14 protein-coding genes are annotated in these 11,630 nt (G+C 67.9%); 5 read left to right on the forward strand and 9 right to left on the reverse strand.

Features of this window, described 5'->3' with window-relative positions; genetic code table 11:
- The first annotated feature begins 58 nt into the window (after window positions 1-58).
- From F4561_RS30350 to F4561_RS30360, 3 genes are all read left to right on the forward strand, one after another.
- Complete coding sequence (locus tag F4561_RS30350) at window positions 59-223, forward strand: hypothetical protein (protein WP_184585125.1); 165 nt, start codon at window positions 59-61, stop codon at window positions 221-223.
- Window positions 224-236: 13 nt separating this feature from the next.
- Entirely contained in the window at window positions 237-752 is a 516-nt protein-coding gene (locus tag F4561_RS30355) for a PH domain-containing protein (RefSeq protein WP_184585126.1), read from the forward strand.
- Between the two features lie 172 nt (window positions 753-924).
- Window positions 925-1,155 (forward strand): hypothetical protein, encoded by a 231-nt coding sequence (locus tag F4561_RS30360; RefSeq protein ID WP_184585127.1) that lies wholly within the window; start codon window positions 925-927, stop codon window positions 1,153-1,155.
- A gap of 146 nt (window positions 1,156-1,301) precedes the next feature.
- On the opposite strand, the gene F4561_RS30365 is transcribed toward F4561_RS30360, so the two are convergent.
- Together F4561_RS30365 and F4561_RS30370 are read right to left on the reverse strand one after the other, a co-directional pair.
- A complete protein-coding gene (locus F4561_RS30365) occupies window positions 1,302-2,471 on the reverse strand; it encodes an MFS transporter (RefSeq protein WP_184585128.1) in 1,170 nt (389 codons plus the stop codon).
- 47 nt (window positions 2,472-2,518) lie between these two features.
- Window positions 2,519-2,863, reverse strand: a complete 345-nt coding sequence (locus tag F4561_RS30370) for a VOC family protein (RefSeq protein ID WP_184585129.1) — start codon at window positions 2,861-2,863, stop codon at window positions 2,519-2,521.
- Window positions 2,864-2,917: 54 nt separating this feature from the next.
- Here F4561_RS30370 and F4561_RS30375 point away from each other — a divergent pair, with 54 nt between their 5' ends.
- Complete coding sequence (locus tag F4561_RS30375) at window positions 2,918-3,367, forward strand: MarR family winged helix-turn-helix transcriptional regulator (RefSeq protein ID WP_184585130.1); 450 nt, start codon at window positions 2,918-2,920, stop codon at window positions 3,365-3,367.
- 273 nt (window positions 3,368-3,640) lie between these two features.
- Here F4561_RS30375 and dnaB read toward each other — a convergent pair whose 3' ends face one another.
- Window positions 3,641-5,761, reverse strand: coding sequence for a replicative DNA helicase (dnaB, locus tag F4561_RS30380; RefSeq protein ID WP_184585131.1), 2,121 nt, complete (start codon window positions 5,759-5,761; stop codon window positions 3,641-3,643).
- Window positions 5,762-6,085: 324 nt separating this feature from the next.
- On the opposite strand from dnaB, the gene F4561_RS30385 reads away from it, so the two are divergent.
- Window positions 6,086-7,438 (forward strand): MATE family efflux transporter, encoded by a 1,353-nt coding sequence (locus F4561_RS30385; protein ID WP_184585132.1) that lies wholly within the window; start codon window positions 6,086-6,088, stop codon window positions 7,436-7,438.
- 6 nt (window positions 7,439-7,444) lie between these two features.
- Here F4561_RS30385 and F4561_RS30390 read toward each other — a convergent pair whose 3' ends face one another.
- The 6 genes from F4561_RS30390 to F4561_RS30415 all read right to left on the reverse strand — a co-directional run bounded on the left by F4561_RS30390 (window position 7,445) and on the right by F4561_RS30415 (window position 11,606).
- Entirely contained in the window at window positions 7,445-8,275 is an 831-nt protein-coding gene (locus F4561_RS30390) for a peptidoglycan recognition protein family protein (protein ID WP_184585133.1), read from the reverse strand.
- Window positions 8,276-8,468: 193 nt separating this feature from the next.
- Entirely contained in the window at window positions 8,469-8,915 is a 447-nt protein-coding gene (gene rplI / locus F4561_RS30395) for a 50S ribosomal protein L9 (RefSeq protein WP_184585134.1), read from the reverse strand.
- Window positions 8,916-8,941: 26 nt separating this feature from the next.
- Window positions 8,942-9,178 carry a 30S ribosomal protein S18 gene (gene rpsR, locus F4561_RS30400; RefSeq protein ID WP_184585135.1) on the reverse strand — a complete coding sequence of 79 codons (237 nt, stop codon included), beginning with the start codon at window positions 9,176-9,178 and terminating at the stop codon, window positions 8,942-8,944.
- 74 nt (window positions 9,179-9,252) lie between these two features.
- The gene (locus tag F4561_RS30405; RefSeq protein WP_184585136.1) at window positions 9,253-9,780 is read right to left on the reverse strand and encodes a single-stranded DNA-binding protein; all 528 of its coding nucleotides are present in this window, start codon (window positions 9,778-9,780) and stop codon (window positions 9,253-9,255) included.
- A gap of 57 nt (window positions 9,781-9,837) precedes the next feature.
- A complete protein-coding gene (gene rpsF / locus F4561_RS30410; protein ID WP_184585137.1) occupies window positions 9,838-10,128 on the reverse strand; it encodes a 30S ribosomal protein S6 in 291 nt (96 codons plus the stop codon).
- 143 nt (window positions 10,129-10,271) lie between these two features.
- The gene (locus tag F4561_RS30415) at window positions 10,272-11,606 is read right to left on the reverse strand and encodes a glycosyltransferase family 87 protein (protein ID WP_184585138.1); all 1,335 of its coding nucleotides are present in this window, start codon (window positions 11,604-11,606) and stop codon (window positions 10,272-10,274) included.
- Window positions 11,607-11,630: the final 24 nt, after the last annotated feature.

Consider the following 11,630-nt stretch of genomic DNA (forward strand, 5'->3'; position numbering starts at 1 on the left):
TCGGTGTAACAATCAACATGGGTTGGTGGGTCAGGCTGCAATCGTTGGGGAGACGGTCATGGCGAAGCTGAAAAAATGGCTGGGGTATGCCCTCATAGCCTTCGTCGGGTTTTATCTGCTCACGCAACCCGAAAGCGCCGCTGCGGTTATCGAGGGTGCCCTGGGAGGGCTCTTGGCCGGCGGTGAAGCCCTATCTCGTTTCGTCAACGCCCTGATGCCGTAAAGGCTGTGCAGTTATGAGGCTCGTAGCACCGACCAATCGCGCACCAGCGTCTGTCAACCGCTACTTGCTGCCCCACGAGCAGGATGTCGTGACGATCCGACGGCATCCTGCCGTGCTGATGGTGCCCGTTTCGGCGGTGCTCGGTGCCCTCATCTTCGCAGGCATCGTGAGTAACACACCTCTCGTAGCGAGCTCCGCGGTTCTGGCAGTCATCTGGTGGCTGTGGCTCCTGGTCCTGGTGTGGTTCGTCTGGCGGGTGGCGGAGTGGTCGGTCGACTACTTCGTCATCACCTCGGCCCGATTGCTCCTGACGACCGGTCTGATCACCCGACAGGTCAACATGATGCCGCTCAGCAAGGTCACTGACATGCGGTTCGAGCGCAGTCTTGTGGGGCGCTTCCTTGGCTATGGGACCTTCGTCATGGAGTCGGCGGGTCAGGACCAGGCTCTCAGCAGGATCCACTTCGTTCCCTACCCGGAACAGCTCTACCTCGAAGTCGTCGGGCTGATCTTTCCCGACAAGAACTAACCCAGCACCAGCGACACCGTGTGGGGCCCGTCCTGTCCGGACGGGCCCCACACGTGTGTACGGCCCGCACGACACTCCGAGTCCAGGCACACCAGAGCGAATCGAAGTTGACTTCACGGTGAACGGAAGGTTAACTGTAGTTCTCTGCTAGTAGAATGAGGGGAGTGTCGCCATGGCTCGCACGACGAATGGTCAGACACAGCAGGCTCGCCAAGCCGCCCCCCAACGCCGTCCGCGCCCGTCGGCCCGCCGGCGCGCTCCGCTGGACACCAATCTCCCGCAGCCGCGCCGCTCACTGGAGTCCGAGCAGGAGACAGCAGCACCGGCCCGGCCGATGCTGCGGTGGGTGCTGGTTACCGACGAGAACGGCCGCACCCGCCCCGAGGCGCGCTGGCACGTCTGAGCCGCGCGCACCTCAAGGGGCGTCCGATCCCACTGTGGGATCGGACGCCCCTTGGTTGGGGCGGGCCCTACCGCTGCCGCAGGACGGCGTGCGCCGCGTTGCGGCTATGGCTGACCTCGGTTCCCGCCATCAGCCCGTTGCCAGTCTCACTGGGAGTACTCAGGTGTCCCCGGCGAAGTTCTCGCCCGGTTCGCTCGCCCCTCGGCCACGGTAACTGTCGTGGCGAGCAGTGCCAGAACGGCGGCGGGAACGCCGAGCAGGGTGACCGGCAGCCAGTCTTGGGTCAGCCCGCCGAGTGCGCCACCCACCGCGACGCCGACGTAGATCGCGGAGGAGTTGAGGCCAAGGAGAACTGGTGCTGAGGCGGGTGCAAAGGTCACCAATCGGTGTTGTTGCACGACCGAGGCCATGCCGTCGGTCGCTCCCCAGATGGCGGCCCAGACGAAGGCGATGGCCAGGTGACTGACCGTGAGTGGGCTGATCGCGAGGAACACGGTGCCGCCGGCGAGTGCGGTGACCGCGACGCCGAGCGGTGGACGCTTGTCCACGAGGTAGCCGGCGAAGAAGTTACCAACGAGGACCCCGGCTCCCCAGGCGAACAGGATCATGGTGAGCGCCTGGGGAAACGATCCGGTCGTGGCTTCGGTGGTCATTGCGCCGATGTAGGTGTAGACGGTGTAATGTCCGGCCATCACCAGCAGCGTCGCCACCAGGATCGTGAGCACCTTGGGCTGGCGCAGCGGAGCCAGGCGGGCCGTTAGACTCGTCGCCGGCAGTACAACCTTGGGCAACGACACTGAGATGCCGATCGCGGCTACGACGCCCAAGGCTGCTACGGCCCAGAGTGTGAGGCGCCAATCGACACTGCCGATCAAGTTGCCTAGCGGCATGCCCAGCGCGGTGGACAAGGTCAGTCCACCGATGACCAGCGCCATGGCACGCCCCCGACGTTCGGCAGGCGTGATCGAGACAGCTGCGCTTGAGGCGGTGGCCGTGATGGTGGCTGCCCCAAGCGCGGTGAGAGTCCGGGCCAGCAACGCCAACAGGTAGGTCGGGCTGAGTGCTGTCACGACATTGCCGACAACGAACACGAGCAGCGCCAGTTGCAGAGCCTTTCGGCGATCCAGCGGACTCAACAGCCACGTCAGAATCGGCGCCGCGACAGCAAGCGTCAACGCGAACACTGTCACCAACTGGCCAGCGGCCGGGATGCTCACGCCGAGGTCGGCGGCGATGGCAGGCAGGAGTCCCGCTATCACGAACGCGTCGGTACCGACCGCGAAGGTAGCCAACGCAAGCGGGAACAGCGGTCTCACGAGATGACTGGACCGCTGCGTCCCCGGCTCGCTGGCATCGGCCCGATTCAAGCGTGCTCTCCTGCCTCTTGGGACAGGCTGAACTCCACGCCCTGATCATCGGTGCAGTGGGCATACGCGCCCGATGGGATGGTGACCGGATCTTCCGCCGTACCGCCAAGTTCGCGCACCCGAGCGACAGCAGCCTCGATGTCGTCGACAGCGAAGAAGATCCGCGGGTGTCGTGACGCATCACCGTGCGGCGACCCACCCATCGGCTCGGGCCCCTGGATCATCGAGTAACCCGGAAAGTTGCCCTCGTAGAACGTCCAGCCGAACAGCGAGTTCCAGAACCGCTGGGTCGCCGCGATATCGCTGCTCGGCAGCTCAAAGTACGTGACCTGTCCACTCATCACCTTGCTCCTTATGTCAATGTGCTGACATGCAGCGTATGTCAGACTGCTGACATGGAGCAAACAGAGACGGTGGGCGATCTTGAACTCTCGCTGGGCTACGTCCTCAAGCAGGTGCACGCCTCACTGCGCACCGCGATGGACGAGGCCCTGCGGCCACTGGACCTGACCGTCCCCCAATACGCATGCCTCGAACTGCTCGGTCAGCATCCTGGGCTGTCCAACTCCGAACTCGCCCGCCGCGCCTTCGTCACCCGCCAGTCGATGAACCTCGTCCTACGCCGGCTACAAGAGCGCGGCCTGCTCACGCGGCCTGATCACTCACCGCATGGGCGAGCACTGCCGACCAAGCTGACCCAGGACGGGCAGACAACACTGCGCGAGGCCAGCATCGCGGTCCGCAGCGCCGAGAAGCAGCTGTTCTCGCCCCTGTCCCAGGAGCAGCAGCGCCGGCTACGAGAGGACCTCGCCACATGCGTGGCCTCTTCCAGCACCGACTACTAGTAGGGCTTCGTTAGGTGCCCGCCCATGGTGAGCTCATCGTGGTGCTCGTGCGGAGTCGGTTCCTTCGTAGCGCTGGTGGAGTCTCGGGCTGTTTCGGTGTGACGGTGCGGGCGCCCCGCGTGCCCTCGGACGGGGCGATGCTTGTCCGGTGCGACACCCGCAGGCTGGCCCACCCACTGCCCTCGCCGCCCCCGTCGGCAAGGTCGGTCGCGGCACGGACCGCGGCGTCGCCGCCCTCGTCAAGCGCGCAACCGCCCGGTAGCGGCCGGCAGGTCACCCCGGCGCCATGTCGACGAACCGGCTGTAGTGCCCCTGGAACGCCACCGTGACCGTGGCCGTGGGGCCGTTGCGGTGCTTGGCCACGATCAGGTCGGCCTCGCCTGCGCGGGGGGACTCCTTCTCGTGCACGTCCTCGCGGTACAGCAGGATCACCATATCGGCGTCCTGCTCGATGGAGTTGTGCACGCTGATGCCGTTCGCGACGAAATTGTGGCCGTCGGGCACAGTGGCGTCGAAGACCTCGCGGACGCCGAGCGGCTCGATCGCGGTGATCTCGTCCCAGTAGACATCGTTGGTCACGAGCACCTCGCGACCGGTATCGCACGGTTGCTCGGCGACCCGCTCAACCTCCGCTCGCACGGGCACCCGCTCTGGTGCCGTCCTCCGGGGCAACGGCGCCCGCGTGACCGCGGCGGGCTCGCGCCCCGGCGCGCCCCGCCCACCACGCGCCAGACGGCGCGCGCCGGGCAGCTTCCGCACCCGCTCGGCCGTGCAGGCGGCGCGGCTCCCGAGCCGCCGGGCCGCCTTGCCGACCGCCGTGCCGCGCCGCACCGGCCGCGGCGACGGAGTGCCACCGGGCGGGTCGGACAAGGGGACCACCGCGGTGCCGGGCCGCGCGCCGGCGCTCCGCGGCTGGGATTCCCGCGCTTGCCGCGGCACGCCGATCCGGTCGCCGGGCGCCAGCTCCCCGAGCGGGGTCCACCCGCCGTACCCGAGGAACGGGTGGTTCGCCGAGGCCACCACCGCACGCCCGGACCGGAGGCGCAGCCGGAAGGTTTCCTTCGTCCCGCTGTGGAAAACGTGCGACATGGTGCGTGGGACAAGGCGCAGCGCGTCGTCGAGCGCCCACACCGGGATGTCGCGCTCTCCGCTCTCGTACAGCTCGCCCATGGTCGTCTCGGCCCCGGTGTCGGAGCGCAGCACCCGGGTTTCGGCGGTGAGGCAACCGGATTCACGCAGGTCACTCACCTGCGGCTTCTTGTCGGTGCGCTGCTCGGGGCCGCGGTTGAGCTGGGACAGCGCGATGACCGGCACCTCAAGCTCCTTCGCGAGGAGTTTCAGGGAGCGCGACATCTCGGAGACCTCCTGCTGCCGGCTCTCGACCCGGCCCGCCGCGCTCATCAGCTGCAGGTAGTCGACGATGATGAGCTTGAGGTCGTGCTGCTGCTTCAGCCGCCGGCACTTGGCCCGGATCTCCATCATCGACATGTTCGGCGAGTCGTCGATGAACAACGGCGCGCTCGCGACCTCGCCCATCCGGCGCGCCAGCCGCGCCCAGTCGTCATCGGTCATCAGCCCCGACCGCATCGTGTGCAGCGGCACGCGTGCCTCGGCCGACAGCAGCCGCATGACGATCTCGTTCCGCCCCATCTCCAGGCTGAAGATGACACTCGTCAACTGGTTCTTGATCGAGGCGGCGCGCGCGAAGTCCAGGGCCAGGGTGGACTTGCCAACGGCCGGCCGCGCGGCGATGATCACCATCTGTCCGGGGTGCAGGCCGTTGGAGAGCTGGTCGAAGTCGGTGAAGCCCGTGGGGACACCGGTCATGGAGCCGTCGTGGGCGGAGATGGCCTCGATCTCGTCAAGGGCACCCGGCATGACGTCGCTCAGGGAGAGATAGTCCTCGCCCGTGCGCCGCTCGGCGACCCGGAACACCTCGGCCTGGGCGTGGTCGACCAGGTCATCCACCTCGCCGTCGCCGGAGTAGCCGATCTGCGCTATGCGGGTGCCGGCCTCGACGAGGCGGCGCAGCACCGCCCGGTCGCCGACAATGCGGGCGTAGTACCCCGCGTTCGCCGCGGTGGGAATGGCCTCGGTGAGGGTGTGCAGATAGGGCGCGCCGCCCACGCGGGCGACCTCGCCGCGCTTGGTCAGCTCCGCGTTGACGGAGATGGCGTCGACCGGCTCGCCGCGGGAGAAGAGGTCGACGGCGGCGTCGAAAATCGTCTGGTGCGCCGGCCGGTAGAAGTCGACCGACCGCACGATCTCCACAACCTGGCTGATCGCCTCCTTGGACAACAGCATGCCGCCGAGCACGCTCTGCTCGGCCATGATGTCGTGCGGGGGCGTGCGCTCGTAACCGCCCTCTTCCCGTGAATGCTCGGTAACGCTCACAAACTTCCCCCCTGCACAGCATGGTTACGAAGCAACCCCCACGGTGGATTGTCGCGACTGGGAGGGCCGTGGCGCAAAGCAGCTTGTGGATGGATCTGCGGATATCTTGTGGACGAATCCGGCGTTCCTGCGGATAGCTTGTGCACAGCACTTGTGGATAACTAGTCACGACACCAGAAACACCCACTATGAGCTGCAAAAACTCTGTCCCCCGCCTGTGTGTGACAGAAAATTCACGAGAATCTATCCACAAGTTATCCACAGGCTCGGTGTGTCGCCCGTGCGTCAGCTCTCCGGACAGCGGTCGGCTACCGTGACAAGGTCATGCCCGCAATGCTCTCAGCGCCGCCGTTCCGGCACGCCCACGACCGGGAGATCTTCCGGCTCGCTGTCCCCACCTTCTTCGCCCTCATCGCCGAGCCGCTGTTCCTGCTCACTGACTCGGCCGTGGTGGGAACCCTGGGCACGACGGCACTCGGCGGGCTCGGGGTGGCGGGCCAGATTCTCACGACGTTCGCGGCGGTCTGCATCTTCCTCGCCTACGGCACCACCGCGGCCGTGGCCCGCAAGTACGGCGCCGGTGACCTGGCCGGAGGCCTCCGGCACGGCATCGACGGACTATGGCTGGCCGCGCTTATCGGTATCGCGGCGATCCTCGCGGGGTGGCCACTGGCGCCGTGGCTCATCGACCTGCTGGGGGCGTCGCCCGAGGTGGCCGCGCCCGCCCTCATCTACCTGCGGATCAGTCTGCTCAGCACCCCGGCGTTGCTCATCATCATGGCGGGCACCGGTGTGCTGCGCGGCCTCCAGGACGCCACGACCCCCCTCGCCGTCGCGGTCGCCTCCTACATCGGAAACGCCGCCCTGTGCATAACTCTCGTCCTCGGCCTGGGGATGGGGATCGGCGGTTCCGCGTGGGCCACGGTGATCGCGCAGACCGTCGGCGCGCTGGTCTACGTGGTCGTGGCCGCCCGGGCGGCGCGGCGGAACCGGGTCTCACTCGCCCCGACACTGGCCGGGCTACACTCGGCCGCGAGCGCGGGCTTCGCGTTGTTCCTGCGCACCGTCTCGATGCGGGTGGTCGCGCTGGTGACCACCGCGGTGGCCGCCCGGCTGGGCGACGACGAGGTCGCGGCACACCAGGTCGCGTACCACATGTGGTCACTACTGGTGTTCGCGATGGACGCCATAGCCATCGCCGGGCAGTCCATCATCGGCCGCTACCTGGGCGCCGGCGACGTGCCCGGCACCCGGGCGGCAACCCGGCGGATGGTGGAGTGGGGTGTCCTGGTCGGCCTGGCGTTCACCATGGCCGTGTTCGCGGTGCTGCCGTGGGCCGCTGCTCCGTTCACTTCCGACCCGAGGGTCGCCGGGCTGATCATGTCGGTACTGGTCGTGGTGGCGCTCATGCAGCCGCTCAGCGGCGTCGTCATGGTGCTCGACGGCATCCTCATGGGCGCCGGCGACCAGCGCTACCTCGCCTGGGCCAGCCTGTGGACAATGCTCGTTTTCGTCCCGTGCGCCCTGCTCGTGCTGTGGACCACGCCCGACGGGTCGGACTTCGGCCTGGTAGGGCTATGGCTGGCGTTCACCGGGTGGATCGTCGCCCGCGGCGTCACACTGGGCACGCGGGCCCGCGGAGGCGCGTGGCTCGTCGTGGGAGCCACGCGCCCGTAACAGGTATCAGGTCACCGGGTCGTTCTCGCCGAGCGCCGGGCCGTGGAAGAACTCGGTATGCCGCTCGTCCATGGGACGTGCCGGATAGGTCGGCCGGTGCTCCTCGGGAACCTCCATGCCGTCTTCCGGTTGCCCGGCCGTCTGCCGCGCGCGCATCAGGGTACGGACATCGCTGCGCAGCTGCGGAAGCATGGCGTAGAGCTGGTCGCCCGGGCAGCCCGTCACGTTGAAATCGCGGTGCCCGACGATCGCCTTGCTCGGGTTGAGGTTGTAGACGGCGCACAGCCAGGCGCAGGTGTCGACCAGCGCCTCCAGCAGAGCGTCCGGCGGTGTCGCCGAGGAGTAGGTTCCTTCGTTCTCGATGCCGATCGTGTGCGTGTTGTGGTTCGCGGTCTGCGCCCCCACGGTGTGGTTGCCACCGCGGATGGCCGCCAACGAGGTGTTGCGGCCTGCCATGATGTGGCCACCACGGCTGATGGTGAGCTGTTGGCCGATGTCGTCCCAGCCGTTGGTGTCCATGTGGTACCGCTGGATCGCCCTGGACAGCGCAGCGGCGTGGCTCGTCGAGGTGTCGTTGCTGTTGGCGGTGGCGGTGTGGTGCACGACGATGTGATCGGGCCCCCTACCGAGCACCTGCGCCCGACGTTTCGGCTTCCTGGCCCTCCAGTTCGCCCTTGTGTAGATGTGGGGTTCGGCGGCGGCGTGTGCCGCGCGCGTACCGCGGCCCAGGTCGCTCGCCCCGCCGACGAGCACACCGCCGCTCGCGAGTGCGGCTCCACGGAGTACGGTCCGCCGGGTCAGATCTCCCGGCACCACAGGTTGATCACGCATGGTCATCCCGGCCTCATCCTTTCGGGGTGGTGGGCCCACCTCAAAAGGTAAGTTACAAAAAGTAATTGAGAGATGACTGCACGTCATACGGTGTGTCCCGTACAGCGCCGAAAAATCGGGCCTACCAGCAGACCCGGACACACAAAAACCGGGCCGGGGCGTAACGCCCCAGCCCGGTGCACAACCGTGCGAATACCAGCTAGGCGCCGGTGACCTCCAACGAGATCGTGGCGGAGACCTCGGGGTGCAACCGGACCTCGACCTTGTGCTCGCCGACGGACTTGATCGCGTTGCGGATCTCGACCCGGCGCTTGTCGACCGCCGGTCCCCCGGATGCCTTTACGGCCTCGGCGACCTTGGACGCCGTGACCGAGCCGAACAACCGGCCGCCCTTGCCCGCACGCTGGCTCAACTGGACCTTCATGCCGCCAAGCCGCTCGGCAACTTCCTTGGCCTCGTCGAGATCGCGGATGTCGCGGGCCTGGCGGGCACGCCGGATCTGGTCGACCTGCTTCTGGCCGCCACGCGTCCACTTGACCGCCAACCCGCGGGGAAGCAGGTAGTTGCGGCCGTAACCGTCGCGCACCTCAACGATGTCGCCAGGGGCACCGAGGCCAGTGACCTCGTGGGTCATGATCAACTTCATGAGTGAACCTCCCTCGGACTTCCCCGTTAGCGAGCGGTGCTCGTGTACGGCAGCAGCGCCATCTCACGAGCACTCTTGATCGCCGTGGCGACGTCGCGCTGGTGCTGCGTGCAGTTACCGGTGACGCGCCGCGCGCGGATCTTGCCGCGGTCGGAGATGAACTTCCGCAGCAGTGTGGTGTCCTTGTAGTCGATGTAGGACAGTTTTTCCTGACAGAACAGGCAAACCTTCTTCTTGGGCTTGCGCGCTGTCGGTTTCGCCATCGTGGTGCTCCTTGTGTGAAGAGCCCCGGAACATCCGGGGATGGTCGGTTCGAACAGATGGGAACAGCTAGAAGCTAGAACGGCGGCTCGTCGGAGAACCCGCCGCCACCGCTGCCGCTGGTGGCCCAGGGGTCGTCGGCCGGCGGGCCCGAGCGGCCACCCTGGCCGCCGCCGAAGCCGCCGCCCTGGTTGCCGTAACCGCCCTGCTGCGGGCCGCCGCCACCCCCGCCGCCCTGGCGCTGTACCTTGGTCACCTTCGCGGTGGCACTACGCAGCGCGGGACCGACCTCGTCCACGTCGATCTCGAAGACCGTACGCTTCTCGCCCTCCTTGGTCTCGAACGACCGCTGCTTGAGCCGGCCCTGCACGATCACGCGCATCCCGCGCTGCAGGGTCTCGGCGACGTTCTCCGCGTACTGGCGCCACACCGAGCAGGTGAGGAACATGGCCTCACCATCGCGCCACTCGCCGTTCTGCCGGTCGAAGTAGCGCGGTGTCGAGGCCACGCGGAAGTTCGCGACCGCCGCACCGGACGGGGTGAATCGCAGTTCCGGATCGTCGACAAGATTGCCGACGAGGGTGATCTGGGTTTCGCCTGCCATGGTCGGCTCCGGGGTGAGTAGTCGGAATCAGGCAGTGGCGACCAACGCTGGAAAGCGTCAGTGCGCCGCGGGACGGAGGACCTTGGTGCGCAGGACGTCCTCGGCGATGTGGAGCTGGCGGTCGAGCTCCTTGACCGTCTCGGGCTTGGCCGTGAGGTCGATCACCGCGTAGATGCCCTCGGAGTTCTTGTTGATCTCGTAGGAGAGGCGGCGCTTGCCCCAGACGTCGACCTTCTCGACCGATCCACCATCGTTGCGGACCACGCCCAGGAACTGCTCCAGCGACGGGGACACCGTGCGCTCGTCAAGGTTGGGGTCGAGGATGACCATTACCTCGTAGTTACGCATAGACCTTCATACCTCCTCTGGACTGCTGCGGCCACGGTCTTTCCGTGGCAGGAGGGCAAGAACCCCCGATGTGATCACTTCGCACCCGGCTGCGCCGGTGAGCGGGGGATCTAGAGCCAGACGACTGCCAAGGTTACCAGCCGTCACCCCGCTGATTGGCCGTCCCGCAAGCTGTCCACAACCACAATTCCGCACACCGCCAGCAGCGTGACCAGCCGGCCCAGCGCCACCAGCGCGTAGGACTCGATGCCCAGCCCCACGGGAGCGGCCCCACTGGCGAGCGCCTCGACGTAGCGCAGGTGCTGCCAGATACCGAAGTGGTAGACCACCTCCGCTACCTGCCACAGCCCCAGGACAGCGACGGGCAGGCCGGGCCGCATCGTTCGCGGCCACGCCAGGACGGCCAGCGGCAGCAACCACAGCACGAACTGCGGCGACCACACCTTGTTGGTGAGCAGGAACGCCGCGACGACCAGGAACACCAGTTGCTCCGGCGCTGGCGGGCGGCGCGCGAGCAGCCCCAGCGCCGCGATCCCCGCGCAGGCAGCGCCGAAGGCCAGAGGGGCGAGGAGGTTCACCAGGTCGCGGTCAGCGAGGTCGAACAGCCCCAGCCCGCTCAGCAGATAGTAGACGGAACCCCAGTCGGCGCCGCGCTCCCTGCTGAACGCGAAGAACTCGGCCCAGCCTTCCGGCGCAGCGAGGTAGACGGGCAGGTTCACCGCGGTCCACGCGGCCACGGCACCCGCCAGCGAGCGGAGCAGGTCGCCCGGCGCGATGCCGCCCTCCCTGCCCAGGAGTCTCCGCAGGACAAGCACCAGCAGCGGGCCGAAGACCAGGAACGGGTAGAACTTGGCCGAGACGGCCAGGCCCACCAGCGCGCCGCCCAGCCACTGGCGCCCCCGCGCGCAGCAGACGAGCCCGCCGGTGAACAGCGCGACCGCGAGCAGGTCCCAGTTGATGAACGCGGCGAGGACGGCAGCGGGGCTCAGGGCCACGAACCCGCCGGCGAGGAGGGCCCGGGTCCGGTCGAAGGTGCCGGCGTCGGCGCGGAGTCCGCCGCGCCCCGCCAGGTAGCCGGTGCCCAGGACCACGACCACCAGGGCGGCCGCCAGCACCCCGGCGGTGAGGTCGAAGTAGGCGAACGCGCGCGCGGTGGTGTCGGGCAGCCACGCCACGGCCCGCGCGGCGAGAAGCATCAGGCCGCCCGTGAGTACCGGGTACTCGACCGCCTTGTCGAGGTAGGGGACGGTGCCGGTGTCCAGGCCATCGCGGTAGTACAGCGGGAGGATGTCGGTGTAGCACCCGTACACGTACTGCCCGTCGTCGCCGAACCGGCACGGGACCATCAGCAGGTAGCCGAGAACCGCGCCGGCCGCGGCGATGGCGGCCAGCCCGCCCCACGGCACGGACACCGTTACACGCCGCGTGCCGGCGCCGGAACCGGCGCCGGCACGCGGCTGGTCGGGGTGGCCCGTCATAGCGGGAGCGTCCCCCAATGGTCA

This window comes from Lipingzhangella halophila (genome assembly GCF_014203805.1).
Classification (GTDB): domain Bacteria; phylum Actinomycetota; class Actinomycetes; order Streptosporangiales; family Streptosporangiaceae; genus Lipingzhangella; species Lipingzhangella halophila.